The sequence below is a fragment of the Pseudomonas sp. NFACC13-1 genome, assembly GCF_900104425.1.
Lineage (GTDB): Bacteria > Pseudomonadota > Gammaproteobacteria > Pseudomonadales > Pseudomonadaceae > Aquipseudomonas > Aquipseudomonas fluorescens_AA.
In genome coordinates this window covers 196,590-218,904 of sequence record NZ_FMXV01000005.1, presented here as the reverse complement: position 1 = coordinate 218,904, position 22,315 = coordinate 196,590, and the positions used below count along the sequence as shown (strand labels likewise).

At 62.0% G+C, this 22,315-nt stretch carries 19 protein-coding genes; 5 read left to right on the top strand and 14 right to left on the bottom strand.

The window, feature by feature from the left end; genetic code table 11:
• Positions 1-9 precede the first annotated feature (9 nt).
• The 14 genes from BLQ55_RS09330 to BLQ55_RS09265 form a co-directional block, all read right to left on the bottom strand.
• Positions 10-1,269 (bottom strand): TIGR02270 family protein, encoded by a 1,260-nt coding sequence (locus BLQ55_RS09330; RefSeq protein WP_092199781.1) that lies wholly within the window; start codon positions 1,267-1,269, stop codon positions 10-12.
• A 19-nt stretch (positions 1,270-1,288) separates the two neighbouring features.
• Positions 1,289-2,167, bottom strand: coding sequence for a hypothetical protein (locus BLQ55_RS09325; RefSeq protein ID WP_060742380.1), 879 nt, complete (start codon positions 2,165-2,167; stop codon positions 1,289-1,291).
• 21 nt (positions 2,168-2,188) lie between these two features.
• Positions 2,189-3,274 carry a PAAR-like domain-containing protein gene (locus BLQ55_RS09320; protein ID WP_092199774.1) on the bottom strand — a complete coding sequence of 362 codons (1,086 nt, stop codon included), beginning with the start codon at positions 3,272-3,274 and terminating at the stop codon, positions 2,189-2,191.
• Positions 3,274-4,314, bottom strand: a complete 1,041-nt coding sequence (locus BLQ55_RS09315) for a 3-oxoacyl-ACP synthase (RefSeq protein ID WP_092253538.1) — start codon at positions 4,312-4,314, stop codon at positions 3,274-3,276. Before BLQ55_RS09315 ends, BLQ55_RS09320 begins: the two co-directional genes overlap by 1 nt.
• The gene (locus BLQ55_RS09310) at positions 4,308-5,423 is read right to left on the bottom strand and encodes a DUF2169 family type VI secretion system accessory protein (protein WP_092253536.1); all 1,116 of its coding nucleotides are present in this window, start codon (positions 5,421-5,423) and stop codon (positions 4,308-4,310) included. Before BLQ55_RS09310 ends, BLQ55_RS09315 begins: the two co-directional genes overlap by 7 nt.
• Positions 5,424-5,438: 15 nt before the next feature.
• Entirely contained in the window at positions 5,439-5,897 is a 459-nt protein-coding gene (locus BLQ55_RS09305; protein ID WP_092253534.1) for a DUF6484 domain-containing protein, read from the bottom strand.
• Positions 5,898-5,913: 16 nt separating this feature from the next.
• Positions 5,914-8,139, bottom strand: coding sequence for a type VI secretion system Vgr family protein (locus BLQ55_RS09300; RefSeq protein ID WP_092253532.1), 2,226 nt, complete (start codon positions 8,137-8,139; stop codon positions 5,914-5,916).
• 332 nt (positions 8,140-8,471) lie between these two features.
• Positions 8,472-9,836 (bottom strand): MFS transporter, encoded by a 1,365-nt coding sequence (locus BLQ55_RS09295; protein WP_092253530.1) that lies wholly within the window; start codon positions 9,834-9,836, stop codon positions 8,472-8,474.
• A 51-nt stretch (positions 9,837-9,887) separates the two neighbouring features.
• Positions 9,888-11,117 carry an OprD family porin gene (locus tag BLQ55_RS09290; protein WP_092199756.1) on the bottom strand — a complete coding sequence of 410 codons (1,230 nt, stop codon included), beginning with the start codon at positions 11,115-11,117 and terminating at the stop codon, positions 9,888-9,890.
• Positions 11,118-11,230: 113 nt separating this feature from the next.
• Entirely contained in the window at positions 11,231-12,595 is a 1,365-nt protein-coding gene (locus BLQ55_RS09285; RefSeq protein WP_092199753.1) for an MFS transporter, read from the bottom strand.
• A gap of 84 nt (positions 12,596-12,679) precedes the next feature.
• Complete coding sequence (locus BLQ55_RS09280; RefSeq protein ID WP_092199750.1) at positions 12,680-13,957, bottom strand: FAD-dependent oxidoreductase; 1,278 nt, start codon at positions 13,955-13,957, stop codon at positions 12,680-12,682.
• A gap of 93 nt (positions 13,958-14,050) precedes the next feature.
• Positions 14,051-14,533, bottom strand: coding sequence for an aconitase X swivel domain-containing protein (locus BLQ55_RS09275; protein ID WP_176814197.1), 483 nt, complete (start codon positions 14,531-14,533; stop codon positions 14,051-14,053).
• Positions 14,530-15,813, bottom strand: a complete 1,284-nt coding sequence (locus BLQ55_RS09270) for an aconitase X (RefSeq protein WP_092253526.1) — start codon at positions 15,811-15,813, stop codon at positions 14,530-14,532. Before BLQ55_RS09270 ends, BLQ55_RS09275 begins: the two co-directional genes overlap by 4 nt.
• On the bottom strand, positions 15,810-17,522 hold the full coding sequence (locus BLQ55_RS09265) for a dihydroxy-acid dehydratase (RefSeq protein ID WP_218130104.1): 1,713 nt from the start codon (positions 17,520-17,522) through the stop codon (positions 15,810-15,812). Before BLQ55_RS09265 ends, BLQ55_RS09270 begins: the two co-directional genes overlap by 4 nt.
• 124 nt (positions 17,523-17,646) lie before the next feature.
• Here BLQ55_RS09265 and BLQ55_RS09260 point away from each other — a divergent pair, with 124 nt between their 5' ends.
• The 5 genes from BLQ55_RS09260 (at position 17,647) to BLQ55_RS09240 (ending at position 22,280) form a co-directional block, all read left to right on the top strand.
• The gene (locus tag BLQ55_RS09260) at positions 17,647-18,579 is read left to right on the top strand and encodes a LysR family transcriptional regulator (protein ID WP_092199741.1); all 933 of its coding nucleotides are present in this window, start codon (positions 17,647-17,649) and stop codon (positions 18,577-18,579) included.
• A 132-nt stretch (positions 18,580-18,711) separates the two neighbouring features.
• A complete protein-coding gene (locus BLQ55_RS09255; protein WP_092253525.1) occupies positions 18,712-19,416 on the top strand; it encodes a heavy metal response regulator transcription factor in 705 nt (234 codons plus the stop codon).
• Positions 19,416-20,789, top strand: coding sequence for a heavy metal sensor histidine kinase (locus tag BLQ55_RS09250; protein WP_092253523.1), 1,374 nt, complete (start codon positions 19,416-19,418; stop codon positions 20,787-20,789). Before BLQ55_RS09255 ends, BLQ55_RS09250 begins: the two co-directional genes overlap by 1 nt.
• A gap of 130 nt (positions 20,790-20,919) precedes the next feature.
• On the top strand, positions 20,920-21,180 hold the full coding sequence (locus BLQ55_RS09245; RefSeq protein WP_092253521.1) for a DUF2790 domain-containing protein: 261 nt from the start codon (positions 20,920-20,922) through the stop codon (positions 21,178-21,180).
• 44 nt (positions 21,181-21,224) lie between these two features.
• Entirely contained in the window at positions 21,225-22,280 is a 1,056-nt protein-coding gene (locus tag BLQ55_RS09240; protein WP_092253519.1) for an oxidoreductase, read from the top strand.
• Positions 22,281-22,315 lie beyond the last annotated feature (35 nt).

The window sequence follows — 22,315 nt, the reverse complement described above, 5'->3', positions numbered from 1 at the left end:
ACATCCTGGTCAACGCCCGAACAGCGCCGTCATTCCCAACAACCGCTTTTGCCGCCAAGCCGGCGCGCTGGTAGGGAAAAGCACTTCGTCGGGCCGGAAGCGGGCGAGACCGCAGGCCGCGGCGATGCGCTGGCGTTGCTGGCCGCGGACAAGGGCTTGCTGAAAGCTGTGTTCGCTATGGGCCAATCCCAGCATGTAACGAGTCCCCACCTGAAAGTGTCCGCCGTTGGCTTGCCACCATCGTTCGATTGCCTGCGGGTCGGGCCAGGGCAGGTTTTCATCGGGGTCCATGGCGACATTGGGATCTTCAGGGTCGTCGTTCGGGCCCCCATCGAAATCCGGCAGGTCCTGCAATTCCAGATCAAGCAACGCCAGGTCAGCGCCGCTGATCAGGCTGAAGGCTTCACCGGCGACGCGGGCATAGGGCAGGTCGCTCATCTGCTGGATCAACCAGGGCACGCTGACCGGATCGCCCAGCAGTCCAAGGGCCTGGATGCCGATGCGCCGATCCCGGGGATCCTGTACCAATTGCCGTATCCAGGCGATGCTGGAGTCGCGCTCTTGCCAAGCCAGCAGTACGCCGAGTGCGCGGTATTGGAACTCGCCCGGTTGCTCGGCGAATGAGCGCAGAGGCTCCAAGGCCTGCTGGTCGCCCATTTGGACAGTGGCCCAATTGGCCCAAAAGCGCGTGGCGGTGTCTGCATGCTGGCGGTGGGCACGAATCGACGGGAACAGGTCACGCCGGCGCAGTTCGCCCGCCGTGCGGGCGGCACGTGCCAGCACGCTTGGGTCGGCATCGGAAAGCCCGGCCAGCAGGGCGGGGCCGGGGTCGTGGCGATGCATGCCGCAGGCCGCAAGGCCGAGACGGCGAAACAGCGGCTCGGGGGAGGCGAGCATACGTTCTATCCACGGAGACACCCGTTCCCAGTCGAGCCAGCCCAGGGCCATCAGGTAACCGCGCTCCGTTTCCAAGGCACTGCGCAACTGCTCGCTGAGCCGCGACAGCACTTTGGCGTTGGCCGCCTCGAAAGCCAGCACCACGCTGGCGAACATCTCGCCGATGGCGTGGGGGCCGAGTTGGCCCAGCAGCGTTTCCAGCCCCGCTGGGCCGGCGATACGCAGGCCATCGAGATGGGCATCGATGCGGTTGTCGAGCGTGCCGAGGTGGTCCAGATCGTAGTGTGGCGCACGTACGGCATAGTCCCTTAGGACCGCGAGGAAACTGGCCTCTTCGGTGTGTTGGTCGAGAATCGGTGACAAACTTTCCATGTATTTCTCTGCATTCGTCTCAAGGACTGGGTATGCGTGTCCAATTCGCTCCGTCAAAAGCGGCAAGGTGTCGTTCACCGGATGACCATAGGCACTGCTCATTCGCGTCGAGGTATCTGAAGGTCTGATCGCCGGGAAGTCCTGTCTCGACCTTCTCCAGCTTGTCGCCTTGTAGCGTATAGAGGGCTTTGGTGGTTGACAGCCAGAGTTGATCATTGAACCAGGCCATGTCCCAGAAGGTATCTTCAGTGAGCTCATGCTCAACGAGCTCCCAGCGGTCGAGACGACCTCGCATGACGATGCCCAACTGGCCTGAGATGTAAACCACGCCATCGGGCGCGCAGAGAACGTTTTCCAGAATGATGTTGGTCGGGCTTTCGCTGCGCTGCCAGGTACCCTGCCAGCGGTACCAGATTTCGCCCTGGTTACCGGTGGCATAGATTTCATCTTCATTAAAACCGTCGATGGACTCGAAGCCACTGAGGCTGTCGGCGGTCGGGTCTTCGACCACCCCTTTGTCGCAGCGCTGCCAGACTCTGTCCTTTCGAACATAGACCTGGCGGCCGAAGCCGGTGGCGTAGACATTTGCACCGATAGGGCGGATGTCGCGCAGCAAACCGTGTTTGCTGGGTTTTTCCGCGACGATATCCTCGTAGGCTTGCCCGTCAGGCGCAGCGCGATGAACGCGACCATCGGCACACAGCGTCAGGATTTCGGGAGGTGCGCCGCGAACGGCGCAGATACCGGCGCAGATCCCTTGAACATAATAGTTGTCCCATCCTCCGGTCCATCGAAAAACGCGGGTGCCGGGCTCGCGTTTGGAGTAGGCAAGTACATAGACGCGGTTTTTATCAAAGACCGCTACTCGGCTCAGCGTCCAATCCAATGTTTGAGTCATGTCGTCCCTGCTCCAATTGAGCTACCAAGCACTGATAGTGACCTCTGGGATCATTTCGTGGGCCAGCTCTTTCTGATTGTCTTGAAGGTTGGGGGTGTGAGTCCTCACTGGGGTTTTGTCCCCGACTCCCACCGTATTCTTGTGGTAAGCGTCTAGCTGCGCTTCCAGGCATTTCTTTGAGCATTTCGATTTCGGAAAGGTTTGCTGGAGCGCTCGTACGCCCGCTCCACGGGATTGGCCATAGTTCCAGGCGTAATCCTTTTGGGCGGTTGGCGCGCGCTCTATCGCGGCCTGTTCCAGCTTGCCTTGGGCTGCATGCATGAAGCCATGATCCCCTTCATAACGTCCGCTTCCGTCCTGAGGGCATTGCACGCAAATGCACGGTGCGTCTTTTTCGTCGTAGTTGGGGAATTGAGGAAGCGGCGTCTGGCGATTCGTGCCTGGCACTGTAAAACTGTGGGCTTCAACGAGATGGTGGCCAGTTTCGCCAGGACAACAGGCTACTTCACTGTTCTGCGCCTTGGAGTCCGCCTGTTTCTTGGAGACCAGCAAACACTTTTTTGCGGCCGTACAGGCCTTGTCGCCACACCGTTCGGCTTTGGTCTTCAACTCCCCACATGCCTTGTTTTTCCTGGCGACTTCTTTCTTGCAACGCTCCACAGGCGCCGTCGCGGAGGCGTCGGTATAAGCCCATGGAGGCGTATTTCCGGGTTTGGACGCATGGTTATGAGTCATCAAGTCTAAATGCCTGACGACATTTTCCCCTTCGAACTTCACGTCCATCGACCAGGCAATGAAGTACACCTTTCCCTTGATCTTGCTGGTCACCACGCCTTTCTTCGGCGTATTCCCGGCTTCATCACCCGTACTGGTCTTGAAACAACTCTTGTCTTTGAGCATCACCTCTTTGCCGGTGATTTTGACCGTTCGTGTCCCCCTGGTCGTATCCTTCGCCATGCCGGTATTGGGGTAGGGGATCGGCACCCCTAGTGGGGTGGGCGGAGCCTGGGGCGGGGTGAAGCAGACATCCGGGAAGCAGGCGATCGACTTGCCCGCCGCCGACTTGCAGGAAACTTCCATATTGTTGGCGTAGACCTCATTCGCCATCAGGCAGCCCTCACAGTCTGGTAACTGAGCAGCGCGACGGCGCGCTCGCCGGCGTCGTTGCCAAGATGACAGAAGATATTCGGACCTTCGCCGTAGCCCTTGCGACTGGCGGCCAACGCCACCGCGAGCATGGCCGGACCGATGGCGGCGCCGACTTCGCCGATGCAGTCGGCCGGATGCCAGAGATGGAAGAACTCCTTGCGCACGCGCAGGGTCCGGCTGAGGGCCAGGGAGGCTTCCTTGAAGTAGTACTGCTCGCCGGAGATGTCGGTGAGCCGATAATCCATTTGCTCCAACCCACAGCCGGCTTCGCCAAGGGCTGCCCGCACAGCTTGTGTCAGGCCTTCGGCGCGCAAGGGAATGTCTTCGGCCTCCACGGTGGCCTTCTCCACACCGAACCCCAGGCCGATGCAAGCCAGTTGCGGCGTTGCGCTGGCCACCGGAGCAGCCAGTACCACAGACGCAGCCCCTTCGCCGGGAATAAAACCGTTGGAGTTCTCGCTGGTAAGCAGGCGCTCGCGCTCTTCGAAGGCGGCCAGGGTCGGTCCGCAAAGGAAGGAGTCGACGCCTGCGACCAACACGTGGCGATGGCCGCCTTGATAGATCAGCGTGCGTGCATTCAGCAGGGCCACGGCGGCGCTGACCCGGCCGCGGGCGATGACGGTGGAGTCCGGGTGAAAGCGCAGGCCCAGTTCCGCTTCGATGTCCTGCAACAGTCTTCTATCGAGTCCATCCAGACGGCCGGGGCGTTCGACTTCGGCCACGCCCAGCAGCAGCGGGGTCTTTTCCGGGTCAACCCCGGGGGTGCTCTGTAACGCCTCGGCGATGGCGCGGGCGGCCATCTTGAGCAACTTGATGCGGCCGCGCCAGGGCTGCTCCAGAGGTACGCTGGCGGCAATCAACCACTCGCCACCTTGGTCGATGAAGCGGGTTTCCTGGAAATTGTCGATGGCGCAGCGGATCGCCGCGCAGCTTGCGGGTGCAGTGAGGCCGACAGCGCTGACCATGCCGGAGCCGATGATACAGAGCGCAGTCACCAGTCCGTCTCCTCGGGCGCCTGCTTGGCTCTTACCAGGGAGGACAGCGACGGGTAGTAATCCTTGCCCAGTTCACGGGCGCGCCACCAGCCCGTGGACATCGTGCCGACCAGCACCTGGGCGATCTCGAACAGGTTGCGCTGCAGGGGACGGGAGACTCGCCAGGTCAGTTGCACCTGGTGTGCGTCCGTGTCGATCAGCAGGGTATCGATCACCGCCTGCACAGTCTCATGGCCACCTTTTTTCAGGAAGAAAGTCACTGGCACGTCCATTTCGGGGATGCGAAAGCTCGCGTGCTCCCGGGGCGTGAGGTTGAGCAGCAGCACGTCCTCGCCGCCACGCGGGTAAGGAATCTGCTGATCGTCGGGGGCCGCCTGGAAGTAGCGACGGTCGAAATCCTGCGGCAGAAACGGAAAGCAGTCGGCCAACCAGGCTTCGTCGTAAGTACCGGCAAACCGGACGCGTTGCGGCCAACTACGGCCAATGGGACCGAGCGCCATGGGGCGAAAGTCGCCGGAGGGGCTGTCGATCGGCTTGCCCAACTCCTCGGTATTGGGCATTGGCTTGCCCGCGATTTGCGCACTGTCGATGCTGCCTGGAAACCAACCGCAACCACTCGGGTTGTCCGGATACCCATGCAGCATGTCCGGCTTGTTGGCCATGGGATGGGAGCCTCCGTAGGCCTGGACATAAGAGATGTCCTGCTCGGTAAAGGGCTGCGGCAAACCGGGAGAAACACCCAATAGCCCCGGTTGCCATCGGCGGGGCCCGAGGACGGAAAAAGCCTTGCTCATCTGACCGACGCGAATGCCTGCGGGCAGTTGCGTCACGGGCCGCCCGCCTGGGGCATAGGCCTTGCCGCGTAGCAGCACATCGCAGAATGGCTTGATTGGGGCGAAGTCCATTTCCTGCAGTGGGGCACTGAGGCCAGGTTCGCCGACGAATGCATCGGCCATAAACAACGGTTGCTGGGTGTCGGCGAGGGTTGCCGCCCGACCGTCCAGCGGCAAATTGAACGTGCCTTTGGCCACGATCACCAGGGATTCGCGGCCATCGGGCTCCATGCCCTGGGTGTAGGCAGCAAGCAGTTTGCTGGCGTTGAGCAGCTCCATGAGTCGACTACCTGTCTAGTTGATCTGCACCGAACCGCCCTTGATGCGGTTCACGCCGGATGATCGGCTTGAGAGGTAGGTCCCACGGATCAGCACCTTGCCCTCACGGGTGAGGGTAATGCTGGCCTTGCCGCAGCGCAGGACGATTTCCCGCTCTGCCGTGAACTCCAGGCGCTCGCCGTCCAGGTGGGCGGCGGTTGGCGTTGCGGTTTGCGGCAGGCGCTGGATGCGACCGATCACCAGCGGCCGGGTCAGGTCGCCGGCCTCGAACATCAGCGCGACCTGGGCACCGATGTCTTCACGGGTGAGCGGGGTGGTGGTGCGCGCGGCGAGGCCCGTTTCGCCGGGGCAGCCCGGGAAGGCCACCACCGGGGCGTCCGCCCCGGGCACATCCAGCAGCACCCCGATCACTACGCCATCCACGCGCGCGGGCGCGGCGGTAGAGGAAACAGGAAAATGATATTCAACGGTCATGGCGCCCACTCCGTGGCTAGTTCTGCAGGATTTTCTGGCCTTTGACGACCACGTTCTTGTTCGCCTTGATGTTGATGGCGCCGGAGCCGTCGATGGTGATGTTCTTGCCTCTGATCACGATGGTGCCGTCCTTCTTCATGGTGATGCTGGCCGCGCCCGTGGTCAGGCTGATGGAGTCGCCAGCGTTGAGGGAGAAGTGCTTGCCCACGTCCAGGCTGTCGTTCTGCTTGATGCCCGTGCTGCGGTTCTGGGCGACGTCGCGGGATTCGTTCTGGCCGATCTGGGTACTCTGGTTGCCGTTGATCTCGATGCCTTCGTTGCCCTGGACCGTTTCGTTACGGTTGCCGCTGATGCCGATGGTCTCGTTGCCACCCACGTCCTCGGTCCGGTTGCTGGCAATGCTGATTTTTTCGTTGGCGCCGACCTTTTCCGTGCGGTCCGCACCGATGGTAATGGTCTCGTTGCTGCCCACCTTCTCGGTGCGATTGGCGCCAATGGTGATTTTCTCGTTGCTGCCGACATCCTCGGTGCGGTTCACACCGATGGAGATGGTTTCGTTATTGCCGACCTTTTCCTTGCGATCCACACCAATGGTGATGGTTTCGTTGTTATCGACGGTTTCGGTGCGGTCGTGTTTGACGTGCACGGTCTCGTCGTTGTCGATGGTCTTGCGGCGGTCATGGCCAACCCAGTGGGTCTCGTCGTTCTCGACCTCGATGTCCTGGTTTTTCTCGGCGTGGATAAACAGCTGCTCGGCGCCTTTCTTGTCCTCCATGCGGATTTCATTGAAGTTGGCCGGCGAGCCGCCCTTGCTTGAACGGCTTTTCACCCCGCTCTGGGTGGCATTGGCCGGCAACCCGTAGGGCACGGTCTGTTCAGCGTTGTAGACACGGCCGGTGATGATCGGCCGATCCGGATCGCCCTCGAGAAAACTGACGATCACTTCCTGGCCGATCCGCGGGAGCTGCACGGATCCCCAGTTCTTGCCGGCCCAGGCCTGGGAGACGCGAATCCAGCAGGAGCTGTTTTCATTGGACTGGTCATGGCGGTCCCAATGGAAATGCACCTTGACCCGGCCATATTGGTCGGTCCAGATCTCCTCGCCACTGGGGCCCACCACCACGGCGGTCTGCGGCCCGCGGACGATGGGCATCGGAGTGAGGGGCAGAGGACGGAAGGCCTGGTTGGCGTCCATGCAGTCCAGCTCGCTGACGAACTGTTCGGCGACGTCAGACTGCCCGCTTTCATAGGCATCCTGACGAATCTGATAACGGGCGGCCACCACCAGATACTCGCGGTTCTGGTCCGCACGATCGTATCCCGTGAGCGTGAACACATGACCGCAACCGATGCCGCGGGCGCGTCCACGCAATTGCACACGCTCGAACTGACTGTGGATGGCTTCGATGCGAGTACGCGCGTAGTGATCGCCATCGTTGCTCTGGACGTATTCACCGGGGTAGTCGTAAAGCGGGTAGTCGGCGTTGGTGTGGTTGCGCGGTACGCTGGAGCGCACCTCGAGGCTGGCACGCGGGCGCAGGAAGTCGTAGTCGTTCAGCGCCAGCGAGCCGGGTTGGACTTCCCGTGCCAGTTGCCAGTCGTAGAAATGATCGCGCTCACGCATTTGCCGATCGGGCGGGTAGAAGGGCACCGAGGCGTAGTCCGCCGCCGTGGAGTGGGCACCATAGGCATCGGCCAGCACCAGCACATGACGGTTTTTTTCATGGCGAAAGTAGTAATAGATGCCTTCCTGCTCCATCAGTCGACTGACGAAGTCGAAGCTGGTTTCACGGTACTGCACGCAATATTCCCACTCGCGATAGCTGCCGCTCAGGCTGTCTTCGAAATCGGAGAAGCCGAGGTCACGGAACACCTGCTTGATGATGTCCGGCACCGTCTTGTTCTGGAAAATCCGGCAATCGGAGGTGCGCGTGAGCAGCCAGAACCAGGGCCGCAGGCTGACGCGGTAACCGGCGAACTGGCCGTGCCCGGTCAACTGCCGGCAACTGCAGACGATGCCGTGGAAATAGCGTTTTGCGCCGTCGTACAGCTCCAGGGTCAGGCCCATCGGCTTGCCCAGCAACTGGTCGAACGTGATCGCCCGGTCTTCGGAGGTCAGGTCCAACTCGTAGTGGAACAACCGCCCCAACTCTTCGCTACCTTCCATGCTTTGCAGCAACAGGACATCGCCGCCCAGAGGGCTGTCGACCTGCACCAAACGGTTGTTTTGGGTGATTGCCATGAGCGGCTTCCTTGGCTCGGGTTCGGGCGTCAGTTGGCCGTCGTAAGAAAGGTGGCGCCGTAGGCGAAGGCGCCGCCAAAGGGAACGTGAAGGGAAATCAAGCTCAACGTCTGCTGCACATCCACCACAGAGGTGATCTCCTTATCAGTCTGGCGGTCTTTAGCATGCGGCCAGATTGGCAGATGCTGAGGTCAAGATAGGTGACTGAAAGGTCGTTTGCTTAGTTTCATTAGCTATATATCTGATTCTTTAATCGAATAACCATGAAAGTGAATGCTGACTCAGACACCCTGGCCATAGGGGTGTGAAGCTGCGTACCCACTGCTGTTCTTCTAGGGTTTCGCCGGGCTCAATAGCTCGGTTTCCATGGCTGAACGTCTATCGATGCGCGCCACGGTGTAGGCGCACACACCCAGCACCGCGGGACACAGGGCCAATACCGCGAAGCTCTTCACGACAGGCATGCCACTGTTGAGCACATGGGCACCGAGCAGCGGCCCGCATACCGAGCCGAACTTGCCCATGGAGGCGGCCCAGCCGGCGCCGTTGCCGCGAATGGCACTGGGGTAGAAAATCCCGGCGATGCTGGTGATGCCGTAGTGACTGCCCTTGACGAAGATGGCACCGACCATGCTCAGCGCAATGAAGGCGTTACCTTGCAGGTCGCCAATGCCCAGCGCCAGCAGGAAGGGTAATGAAAGCAGGGGATAGATCATCACCGCATAGGGCCCTCGGGTATCGACGACGCGCATCAGAACAAGCCCGGCCATGGCACCGCTGAAGGACGCGAAGGAGCTTACCCAGGACGCGGTAGCCCGGTCGAAGCCCGCATACTGATACACCAGCGGGCTCCATGACGCGAGGAAATACATGGCCATGGAGCTTGCGCCAAAGCCGATCCAGATCATGGGCGTGATCCATTTCAGTTTGCCGATGAACAACTGGCCGACCCGAAATGGCTGGCGGCCGATGTCGATTTCATCGGCCAGGAAATAGCGATCCCCGGCGCGCACATCGATGCCGGGATCCAGGCGCTTGAGGATTCGCAGCACGGTTTGCGGTTGCTTCTGCTTGCTCACCAGGAACCGCACCGACTCCGGCAGGGTAAAAAACAACAGGACGCTGGAGAGCAGCGTGGCGATGCCGCCCAACACGAACACACTGGCCCAGCCGTACTGAGGTGCGAGCCATACGGTCAGTGGACCGGCTGCCGCGCCCCCCAGGCTGAAGCCGACCATGATGAGGGTGATCACGCTGGCACGGTAGCGCTTGGGCACGAATTCGATATTCAGTGCCCAGCACAGCGGCAGCATGGCGCCCAGGGCGAAGCCGTTGAGAAAACGCAGCGCCAGCAGCGAGGCGTAGCTGTCGGCGAAGGTGAACAGCAGCGTCAGCACACCAAAGGCACTGGTGGACAGCATGATGGTCGGACGGCGCCCGATCCGGTCGCCGAGATAACCGAAAAAGAACCCGCCCAGCATCATGCCGAACAACCCGATGGAAAAAATGTTGCCCAGTTGCAGTTTGTCCAGGCCGATGTCCTCGGCCATATAGGCGGCGGTATGGGACAGCATCAACAAGTCGAAACCATCGAGGAAGGTGATCAGCACCGACACGCAGATGATCAGATAGTTGAAGCCCGACAGTTTGCGCCCCTCGATCAGGGCGGCGACATCAATGGCGCGTGACGACGTCATGGGTGTTCTCCCGGTAAGACGTATGCGAGCGAGTGTTCCGGTGGGCGGGGCTCACCACAGTTTCCAGGTGTAGGCCACGATCAGGCGGTTCTCATCGAGTTGCTGGGTCAGGCCGTTTCCGGAGCGGAAGGTGAGGTTGCGCCAACGCACGTTCAGGCCTTCCAGGGCACCGCTTTGGAACACGTAAGCCAGGTCGGTGTCGCGCTCCCACTCACTGCCGTCGCTGACGGTGCGCGTGTGGATATCGCTGCCTTTCACGTAACGGGTCATGAACGTCAGGCCGGGTACGCCGAGCGCGGCGAAGTCATACTCGTAGCGCAACTGCCAGGACTTCTCGTTGGCTTTGATGAACGAGTTGTAGGTGACCAGGTTCGCCACGTAGGGCGTGCCGGTATCGATGACCGGAAACACACTCTCGCCCGACAGCCGCTGGAACGCCGCGGAGAAGCGCTGGGCCCCGACGGTCAGGGTGAACATGCCATTGAAGTTGCGGTTATCGATTTTCCCGGCTTTGCCAACACCGATATCATCGCTGTCGACGTAGCGCAGGTCGGAGCGCAGGCTCACGCCTTCACCCAGGGGCAGTACATGGATCAGGCCGGCGAACTGCTGGCGGTAGATGTCTTGCAGCTCACCGTAGTGGTAGCGCAGGGTCAGTTGCTTGCCGACGGTGTAATCGCCGCCGAGCAGGTCCAGGTGATCACTGCTTTGGCCGGCATAACCGATGTCGTCGTTGCTGGATGAGTCGCGGCCATTGGCTTTGGTCAGTCTTGCCGCGGTGACGGTCAAGTTGTCGAGCTCGCCGGACGTCAGGTAGGCACCGGTGAAGGTGGAGGGCAACAGTCGGGTATCGCTGTAATACGCCAGCGGATGAATCGGCATCAGCGTGCCGACCTTGAGCTGGGTCTTGGACAGGCGCATTTTTGCGGTCAGCCCCAATTCGCTGTAGTCGTCCACCGGTTGATTGCTGTCGGGGCCATAAGGCAACAGCCCACCGCCACGGCGGCCCGCGCCGGAGTCGAGTTTGATCCCCAGTTCGCCCAGGGCATCGAGTCCGAAGCCAACGGTGCCTTCGGTGTAGCCCGATTGCAGCTCGGCAATGAAGCCTTGGGTCCATTCCTCGGCCTTGGCCTGAGGCGCGTCGCTCTGGCGGAAATCGCGATTCAAGTAAAAGTTGCGTGTCGTCAGCGTCGCACTGCTGTCTTTGATGAAGTCCGCATGGGCGCCGGTGACTGGGCCACAGAGCGTCAGGGCGGCGGCGAGAAGAAGGTTCCTGTTCATTTTTATTGGTCTCAGGATCAGTAGGATTTTCAGGACGAGTTTTGCCTGACCGCGTCGATAGCGACGCGGTACGGGCTGCCTGGGTCAGGCGCGGTAAGCCGGCAGAAAGGTGCTCAGGTCTGTGATGAGGCGGGCAGGGGGGCCGCCCCACGATGGCGGCGTGTCAGGTGGCCAATGACGAAGGCACAGGCCGCCAGCACGGCGGGGCAGACCGCCAGGACCAGGAAACTCTTGACCACCGGCAGGCCACTATTGAGCACATAGGCGCCCAGCAATGGGCCGAGGATCGAGCCGATCTTGGCGATGGAGGTGGCCCAGCCGGCGCCATTGGCGCGAATGGCACTGGGATAGAACACCCCGGCGATGCTGAGGATCCCATAGTGGGAGCCTTTGACGAACACGCCGCCGACCAGGCTCAACATCAGGAACGCGGTGCCTTGCATGCCGGTGATGCCCAGTACCAGCAGGAAAGGCAAGGCCAGCAACGGATAGATCATCACCATGTACGGTCCACGGGTATCGACGAAACGCATCATCGCCAGGCCCGCCATCGCACCGCTGAAGGATGCGATCGAGCTGACCCACGACGCTGTCGCGCGGTCGAAGCCAGCGTATTGATAGACCAGCGGGCTCCAGGAGGCGAGGAAATACATGGCCATGGAGCTGGCGGAGTAGCCCAGCCAGATCATGGGCGTGATCCATTTCAAGCGGCCGATGAACAACTGGCTGACCCGAAATGCCTGGCGACCGATGTCCGGCTCGTCCAGCAGGACGAATTGGTCAGTAGGAAGCACGTCCAGGTTCGGGTCCATGCGCTTGAGAATCGCCGCGATTTTCTCCGGTGCCTGGCGCTTGCTGGCCAGGAAACGCACCGATTCGGGCAGGGTGAACAACAACAGCACCCAGGCGCACAATGTGACCACACCGCCGAACACGAACACGCCCTGCCAACCGATATGCGGCGCCAGCCACACCGTCAGCGGGCCGGCCATCGCGCTGCCAAGGCTGAACCCGACCATGATGATGGTGACCACCGTGGAGCGATAACGCTTGGGAACGAACTCGATGTTCAAGGCCCAGCACAACGGCAACATGGCGCCCAGGGCGAAGCCGTTGAAAAAACGCAGGACCATCAGCGATTCGTAGCTGTCGGCCATGACAAACAGCAACGTCAACAGGCCGAACGAGCAGGTGGAAAACAGAATGGTGGGGCGCCGTCCGATGCGATCCCCCAGGTAACCGAAGAAGAACCCGCCCAGCATCATGCCCAGCAGGCCGATGGAGAAGATTTCGCCCAGTTGGATCTTGTCCAGGCCGACCTCATCGGCGATGTAGGAGGCGGTGTGGGAGAGCACCAACAAGTCGAAGCCGTCGAGGAAGGTGATCAAGACCGAAACCAGAATCACCACGTAGTTGAAACGTGACAGTTTGCGCGCCTCTATAAGCGCCGCGACATCCAGGGTACGGGACTGTGACATGTGCGTTCTCCACTGCATTTTTTATTGTTGTCGGAGTGGCGCCCCCCCGTTCACATGGCGGGCGCATCGAACTGCTTGAAAAACCTATTCCAGATTGAACGCCAGCCGTTCGCGCAACACCTGCGCGGGTATATCACTCAGGCGCCCGTCCGGGCCAGCCAGATCCAGTGCATGGGCGGCCGCGGCCCCCATGGCGATACACGGCCCCATCACGCGCACACTCGACAGCGCGGCCGCGTCAGCGTCAATGCAGCGGCCCGCGACCACCAGGTTATCGCTGCCTTCGGGGAGCATGCTGCGCAACGGCACACTGTGGACATGGTCGTCGCCAAAGGGCTCCCACTGGTAACCGGTGCTGTCGCCGTGCAATTCCACCGGCCAGGAGGTGCGCGCCACCGCATCCGGAAACATCGTAGCGGCTCGCACTTCATCGGTGGTCAGGTGATGTTGGCCGACGATCCAGCGGGTCTGGCGAATGCCGGGCAATGCATACGCTCGCACCCTGGCCTTGCCGTAGGCCTGGGGGTACTCCGCTTTGAGGAAGTGGATCACCTGGTCCACCTGTTGGCGCCCGGCGAGGGCGACGTGAGACGCGGCAACCGGATCCAGCGGCGTTTCGATGTGCGTCATGTTGAACGCCGCGGTGCCGCGTCCGGGGAACTGGAAGAACAGGCCGTCGTCGCGCTCGATGCCGTAGTGCCTGGCTTTTTCCTTGACCCGTTCGGTGAATTGCGCGCGCGTCGGCAGGTGGGCCTCATTGATATGCTCTAGGACAAACATCTGGGTGCCATAGATGGGGGTGTCCGGTTCGCGACAGGCGAGCCCGGCGTTCCAGACCAGTGCCGCATCGCCGCTGGCATCGATAAAGCCGTTGGCCGCCACGCGCACGTCGCCATAACGGGTGGCCAACTCCACTTCCTGGACCCGCGGGCCTTCGCGCACCACCTCACGCAACACCGCACCGAGCACCACGGTGATGCCAGCGTCGAGCACCTTTTGACCAATCCAGCGACCGAGGGCCACTTCGTCGTAGTAAACCACGGTGGTCAAGGGACCGATGGCCTGGTGCAAATCACCCGAGGCGCCCAGGTCGCGAAGGATGCCGTCGGCGATGCCATGGGTCAGCAACTGGCGGTTCGGGCCATTGGAGAACAAACCGCAAAAAGTCCCGATGATCGAGCCGACCGCCTGGCCACCGAGCATGGGCAGGGCATCGAACAGCACGACGCGCTTGCCGAGCGCGGCGGCCTCCAGGGCGGCGGAAATACCGGAAATACCCGCGCCGGCGATGCAGACATCAGCCTGCAGGCGTTGCGGGGTGGGGGCGCTGGTACGGCGTACCGTGCGAATGACATGAGCCATAAAACTTCCTTTGTGGGGTAAAAAAGGCAGCCGAACCCGAACCCGTTGGCCGATGACCACGGGGAGCGGTTGTTTTCAGCGGGTTTCTTCGGGTTACAACGGCGCCGGCGTTCGCTGCGGAGCGTTGGGCTGTTGCGGTAGGGGCGGGTCACTGCACGATGAGCGTGGGGTCACTTCGACGATCCCGGCGTCGGCATCGACGCGCACCCAGTCCCCGGTACGGATCCGCTCCAGCGGGTCCTCGGTAAAGCCGGTCATGGCGGGTGCGTGCACGACCACCGCGCCCAGGCCCATTTTCGCAGTCATTTCATTGAACAGCATGGCGCCAGGGGCCACGCCGGCGAGGCGCGCGATGTGGAACTGCGAAGACCAGCCGGACGAGCCCTTGGCCCCCGGAAATACCAGCACCTTGCCGGCAAAACTGATGCCCTTGAGTTCGTGGCGGGTCTCAATGACGGTGCCGCTGCGCGGGTCGATGCCGCCCCAGCCAGAGATGCGGTCATGGGTCACCAGGGCTTCGCCTTCGAAGCAGCCGCCAACGACCTTGCGGCCTCGGAGGGTAAAGGTTGCGCTCATCTCAATACTCCTTTCCAGCGGCCGTCGATGGCCGCCTGGATGCATTCGGCGGTGGTGCCGAACCACGCCTGGATGCCCATGATCGCCGGCAGGTAATGGGCCTGTTTGGCCGAGTCCACGGCCGCCACGCGCGTGCCCTCGGGCAGCACCTTGCCGATTGCCGAGCAGGTATCGGTCATCACATGCCCGCCGGCCTGCTCGATGATGCGGGTGTAACCGGCCACATCAGCCAGTTGCTTGATCGACGCGGCGGTAAATATCCAGAGCTCGGTGTTCGCACTCAGGCGCTGGCCTTCCAGCAGTTGGCAGACTTCCCAGATTTGTTCGAGGCTGTAATGCGGACAGCCCAGCATGACGAAGTCGACTTGTGCATCGTGCGCCGTGACGTTGACTTGCTCATAGGCCCAGCGCCGTTCGGCTTCACCGAAGCGCAAGATGGCTGAAGGCCGGGAGGCGCCGAACGCTTGCTCGCGGGTGCGTGCTTCCGGCGTGACCCCGACCAGGTGATACATCTCCACGCCACCGCTGGAAGCTGCCGCCGCGCCGAAGTGCTTGAGGCGAGCCAGATTGGGCTGGTGGCTCACCCCTTCGATGACCGGGATGCAATCCTGCACCTGCTCACCGACCCAGTAGCCGAGCAGTCCCCAATCGGCCGTGGTGCTCACGTCCATGTCCAACTGGATCAGGTGGGTGCCGCGACGGTTCTCGTCCAGGTGCAGGCCCCAATAGGGAATCTTGCCGGTCAGCATCGCCGCGCCGGTGCTTTCCCGGCCCTCGGCATTGGTTCGGGCGCCGAGCACCGAGTTGATGTAGATCACGGCGGAAGACTCCATCCAGGCGCAGTGCTCGCCTTTCACCGGTACGTTGCCGACTTGATAAGGCGTGCAGGTGTTCAACGGTTGGACGCCCAGGCCGCTGCTGTAGGCCTGGCCGGTTTCATAAATGCGCACCACGTCCTCGCCAATGCCCTGGCGCTTGGCGTGCCGAGGGTCGATGCCTTGTTGCAGGTGACTGCTGAAGACCTTGACCTTGGGGATCTGTACCACCTCGGCGCTGTCGAGGTTGAACTCGCTGAACACCGCGTCCATGCCGCCCTCACGTTCGGCGTACTGACGCAGGAAAGGGGTGGTGGCGCCGATGGTTCCGGCCACATTCCGCGTGTCCACCAGGCATTGTGCATCCAGGGCCTCGCCATAACGCACCAGCAGGTCCATGGCTTTCTGCACGGCCGGGCCTTGATCGCCGGCAAGCATGGCTTTCTCGTCGTCGCGCAACCTCATTGCGGTTGTTCTCCGGCGTGGGTGATGTCGCGCGGCTTGATCAGTACCGCACCGCGCTCCATGGAAGACACGTTATGGCGGTAGATATCCAGCCAGCCGCCGCCGAACTGCGGCGCCAGAGGCTGCCAACGGGCGCGCCGCGCCTGCATGTCGGTTTCGCTGACATGGGCGTCGAGGCTGTTGTGGTCCAGGTCGATGGTGATGATGTCGCCGTCCTCGACCAGCGCCAACGGACCACCGACGGCCGCTTCAGGCGCGACTTCGGCCACCACCAGCCCCTTGCACACCAACCCTGAAAGATGGCCGTCCGTCAGCATGGCCACGTGGTCGCCGAGCCCGGCACCGTCGATGGCGAATACCACTTTCGAGGCGCCGCCGCCCATGGCCGGGCCGCCGCGCACACCGGCACCGCGCATGACCACCACGTGGCCAGGTTGTATGCGGCCATCCTGCAAGGCTTGGATCGCATCGGCGGAGCGCTCGAAACAGATCGCAGGGCCTTCGAAGCGGCGCATCTTGTTCGGGTCGATGCCGTATTTGACGATGCCCGCTTGGGGCGCGATGTTGCCACTGAGCATCACGATGGCGGGCTGGGTGGCGAAGGGGTTGTCCAGCGGGCGTATCACCGCGTCATCGCTGACGGTCACCCCTTGCAGATTCTGCTTCAGGGTTTTCCCGGTGACCGTCAGCACGTCGCCATGCAGCAGCGGTTCCAGGCGCTTGAGCAGCCCACGCCCGCCACCCGCGGCCTCCATCTGCTCGATGCTGTGTTCTCCCACCGGCCTTACACCGACCAGCACCGGCACCTTGTTTCCCAGGTCCCTGAAGAGTTGATAGACGTCGACCTCGACGCCGCCTTCGGCGGCTACCGCCTGCATATGTTTGATGGTGTTGACGGAGCCGCCCGCGGCGAGAATGGTCGCGACGGCGTTGGCGAAGGCATTGGGGGTCAGGATATCCCGAGGCTTGAGGTCTTCCTCGATCATTTCCACAATGCGCTGGCCGGCCTGGCGCACGAAATCGAACATCTGCGGGCTGTTGGCGGCAATCGGTGCGCTGCCGGGCAGGGCCATGCCCAGGGCTTCGCACACCAGGTGCATCGAGTTGGCGGTGCCCATCCCCGAGCAGACCCCGGGCCCCTTGATGGCATTGCGGGCCATGCCGGCCAGCTCATCGACCGGCAGCTTGCCGGTCACCACGTGCATGGAACTGATGAACACGTCTTCGATATCGACATGCTTGCCGTTGTACTCGCCGCTTGGCTGGTAGCCGCAGACCACCACCAGGGTCGGGATATTCAGGCGGGCGGCAGCCATCAGTTGGCCGGGTACCGTTTTATCGCAAGAGGCCAGGCAGATCATGCCGTCGAGCTGAGCCCCTTCGACCGCGACTTCGATATCGTTGGTGATGAGGTCGCGGGCAGCGAGCATGTAGGCGCCGCCGGCACCGGCACCGGTGATGAAGTCGCTGGGGGCGGCCGTGCGAATTTCGAAGGGCAGGGCGCCGGCATCGCGTATCGACTGCTTGAGGACCTCCGCGATGCCATCCAGGTGACTGAAGCAGATCGCCAGGTTGGACGATGAGTTCACGATGGCGATCTTGGGTTTCTCCAACTCGCTTTCGTCGATGCCCAAGGCACGCCACTGGGCGGCGCGTACGGCCCATAAATAGGAGCCGTAGGGGAAATTGCTGCGCAGCTTCTTGGGCATGGTGTGCTCCGTTATTGTTATGGGGGATGTCAATTCGGTTAATCGAGTTAACGATCTTGTGCCGAGTCTAGGCTTCGACCTAGAATCCGAAAACCTTATTTCACTTATAGATAAAATCCAAAATATGGATATCAAGGACGTCGATCTCAACCTGCTGAAAGTCTTCGATGCGCTGCGCAAAAAGCAAAGCGTGACCCTGGCCGGCGATCTCATGGGGCTCAGCCAACCTGCCATGAGTTTCGCCCTGGCCAAGCTCCGCACGCTGTTCGACGATCCTTTGTTCATCCGTACTTCCCGCGGCATGCAGCCTACCGCCAGGGCCCTGCAGATCGCCGAGCCGGTGCAGCGGATCCTGGAGATGGTCAGCAGCGAAGTGCTGCCGTCCACGGGCTTCATCCCCGAACACTCCGACCGACAACTGGTGCTGTGCATGTCGGACATTGGCGAAATGGTGTTCCTGCCCCGGCTGATGCGCATGCTCGACAAGGCCGCGCCGAATTTGAGAATTCGCACCCAGGCATTGTCGTCGGAGCAATTGGAGGAGGGCCTGGACGCTGGCGAGGTGGACGCGGCCATCGGCTATTTCCCGCGCCTGCTCAACACCTCGATCCGCAATAGGGCGCTGTACAGCCACTCGTTCGTGTGCATCGTGCGCAACGATCACCCCACCATCGGCGACAGCATAAGTGCCGAACAGTACCAGCAGGCCGTGCACGTCGCGGTCCAGGCCGAAGAGCGAGGCATGAGTGTGCTGGACCGTGAACTCGCCGCCCATGGCGTCACGCGCCGGGTGCGCTTCAGCTTGCCACGGTTCATGGGCGTGCCGTTTCTGGTGGCCGAGTCCGACATGATCGCCACCGTGCCCCTGGCGGTCGGCCGACGTTTCGCCGAAATCACCGATGTGCGCCTGGTGCCGCTGCCTTGGGCCATTTGCGGCTACGACATTCATCTTTACTGGCATACGCGGTTCCACCATGACCCGGCGAATCGTTGGTTGCGTCAATCCTTCATCGAATTGCTCGCCGACTTCTCTCCCGCGGAAACGGTATCCATCTGAGCCGTGGTTATCGTGCGTCGAGGTTGGCCATTGAACCGTTTCTGACAAGAATGTCAGGAAGCGGTCAGCCTCCAGACACCTTCACTGTCTAGACTCATTGGGTTGCCCCCGTTGCCGCAGAGGAATCAGCTGATGCGTTTGCTCATTGTCGAGGACGAAGAAAAAACCTCCTCCTACGTCCATCGTGGCTTGACCGAGCTTGGCTATATTGTCGACGTCGCGACCAATGGCATTGATGGGCTGCATTACGCGCTGGAATGGGACTACGACGTGGTGATCCTGGATGTGATGCTGCCGGGCAAGGACGGCTATGACGTGCTGCAAGGCCTGCGCCTGCAAAAGAAAACCCCGGTCATCATGTTGTCGGCCAGGGGGACGGTGGATGATCGCATTCGCGGCCTGCGCGAGGGTGCCGACGATTACCTGGGCAAACCTTTTTCATTTGCCGAGCTCGTCGCGCGCGTCCAGGCCTTGATCCGTCGCCGCACGGGTGACACGGCCGACCTGACGCATCTGCGCATCGACGACCTGGAGGTCGATCTGCAAGCGCGCAAAGTGACCCGGGGAGGGCTGCGGCTGGACCTGACGGCCAAGGAGTTCTGCCTGTTGAGCCTGTTGGCGCGGCACCAGGGCGAGATCCTTTCCAAGCTGATGATTGCCGAGCAGGTCTGGGACATGAACTTCGACAGTGATGCCAACGTGGTCGAGGTCGCGATCAAGCGGGTTCGCGCCAAGGTGGATGCCCCGTATCCACGCAAGCTGCTGCATACCGTTCGCGGCATGGGGTATGTACTGGAAAGCCGCGAGGAAAGTGGCAGGCAAAGCGGTACGTCTTGATGAAACGATCGATCGCCAAGCGGCTCGCCCTGATGTTCGCCCTCGCTGTCCTGCTGATCATGTCGATCAGCGCGACGCTACTGCGTTGTTCCTTGAAGCAATCGCTCGATGAGCAGATGCAGAACGAGTTGATCCTGCGCCATTCCGTGCTCGACCCGGTGCTGGCGAAATACGATTCGCCGACGTTCTGGGTCGGCTTGCGCCAGAAGCTCGACGGCCTGACGCCCGCCGATGAACGGGTCCGCTATTGGATCCTGGTCGATGACCCGGCCTTCAGCTACGGCGGGGCGATGCCGGACGGCCAGGATTGGTCGACGCGCTCCGATGGGCTTTTTACCCTCGACCTCCCTGAGCGCGAGCGTCCCATGATGGTGTTGCTCAAGACCATTGCGGCCATGGGCGACCGTCCGGAACTGCGCTTTATCGTGGGGCTGGATTCAACGCCCTTCAGGAAGACCCTGGACCACTTCACCAAAATACTGATCCTGACCTCGGCGTTGGGTATCGGTTTGGTTGCACTGCTCGGTTACTGGATCGCGCGCTTCGGCCTGGGGCCGGTGAGGCGCTTGAGCCATCAAGCCAATAGCCTGCCGCCGGGGGATTCGAAACAGCGACTGGACACCGAGGCGCTGCCGGGCGAATTGCAGGAACTGGCGGTGTCGTTCAACGGCGCCCTGGCTCGCCAGGAAGCGGCCTGGTGCCAGCTCGAAGGGTTCAATGCCAATGTCGCCCATGAACTGCGAACGCCCTTGACCAACCTGATCGGACAGACCCAGGTGGCATTGGCCCACGGGCGTGAGGTGGGCGAGCTTCAGGACTTGCTGCAGTCGAACCTCGAAGAGCTGGAGCGGATGGGCACCATCGTCAACGACATGCTGTTCCTGGCCGGCGCGGAGAGCGGCCAACGGGCAACCGAGCTCAGCGATGTCTCGCTTTATGAAGAGGCGGCGAAGACGGTGGAGTATCTGGAGCCGGTGTTGCACGACAAACAGCTGAGCGTGGTGATCCAGGGCGACATGCGCGTGTGCATCGACCGACGTCTTTTTCACCGCTCCCTGGCCAATCTGCTACAGAACGCGGCGCGATACGCCGTGCCGACCAGCACTGTCACGGTAAGCCTGGTCAACCACGGCATGCAGGTCGAGGTGAGCGTTTCCAATGCCGGCGAGCCCATCGACACCGTGCACCTGGAGCGTTTGTTCGAGCGTTTCTACCGTGCCGACGCCGCCCGGACGCGAAGCGATGCGCACCACGGCCTGGGCCTTTCCATCGTGCGTGCGGTGGCGTCCATGCACGGTGGGCGCGTGTTCGCCCACAGCGAGAACGGGCTCAACACCTTCGGATTTTCCTTGATGAACCAGGCGGCGCCTTAGTCGTCGCCCCGCGAGTAAAACCCACCCGCGTTTGACATCTTCCCGTCAGCCAGCAGTCACCTTGACGTCAGTCGCCCCCGCCTAAAGTGCTACGACCGTCCCCCGAGGACACAGTGTCGTGGAGTCCACTATGAACACTCAAAACCTGTCGATTGCCGGCCTGCTGGTCGTCATCGCCCTGAGCGGTTCGCCGCTGCTCGCCAAAGAACAAACGCAAGTCCCGGCCTACGAATATGGCATGCCGCTGGACATCGCCAAGGTCATCCGTATCGAGGCACCGACACCGCCGATGTGCGAGGTCGTGCAAGCGAAGATGACCTACTTGAATACCCAAGGGGTAAAGAAACACCTCAGCTTTCTGCAGTTGGCCGAGGCGTGCTCGAGACAGTGACCGTCCGGCGATGCCGGTTCATTCTTCAGACAGGGAACATCACCATGTGGAATAGCACAACAACCCCCGCCATTGGCCGCATGAGCAACATCAGCCGGCTTGGAAGACTGGCGAAAGCCCTTGCCGCTGGCTTCGCGCTGCTCAGTGCGGCGAGTATCGAAGCGTCCGCTCGCGCCGCACCGAAACCAGACTGGTCGACCGGCGACATGCCGTCCCAGAAAGGTCGGATTGTCCTGATCACCGGTGGCACCAGTGGCATGGGCTATGAGGACGCGCTGGCCTTGGCGCGCGCCGGCGCCGACGTGATCATCGCCGCGCGCAACCCGGAACGCGGTGCGCAGGCCATTGCGCGTATTCGCCAGTCCGTGCCCGACGCCAAGGTACAGTTCGAGGCCGTGGACCTGGCCGATCTTTCGTCGGTGCGCGGCCTGGCCCAGCGGCTCAATCAGCGACTGCCGCGCCTCGACGTGTTGATCAACAACGCCGCCGTCATGGCGCCTCCCGAGCGGGGGACTTCCGCCGATGGCTTTGAACTTCAATTGGCCACCAACTACCTGGGGCACTTCGCGCTGACCGGCCTGTTGGTGCCGCTCTTGCGTCAAAGCGAGGATGCCCGGGTGGTGAGCCTGTCAAGCATTGCCGCTGCGCGTGGCGCGATGAACCTCGATGACCTCCAGAGCGAGCAGAAATACGACCCCTACGCGGCCTACGCACAATCGAAACTGGCCGTGCTGCACTGGGCCTTTGCCTTGCAGCGGCGCAGTGACGCCGAAAACTGGGGCATTCGCAGCATCGCGGCGCACCCCGGCGTTGCCGTGACCGAGCTGGTCGAACGAGGTCCAGGCCTGGACAGCGAGTTCGGTCGGCGCTGGGCAAAGGACCGCGACGCGTACCACTCAGCGGCACAAGGGGCGCTGCCCACGTTATATGCCGCCACGGCTGCCCAAGCCGTAGGCGGGGCTTATTACGGCCCGACCGGTGATGGAGAAAGACGCGGTCCGCTGGGGTTCGCCAAGACGCCGCCTGCCGCCAGCGCGGAGGCGGACGCCGAGCGACTCTGGGCGGTCTCCGAGCGCCTGACCGGCGTGACCTATCGCTGATACGACCCTGGGCGCGGGCGTCCGTCCCGCGCTTG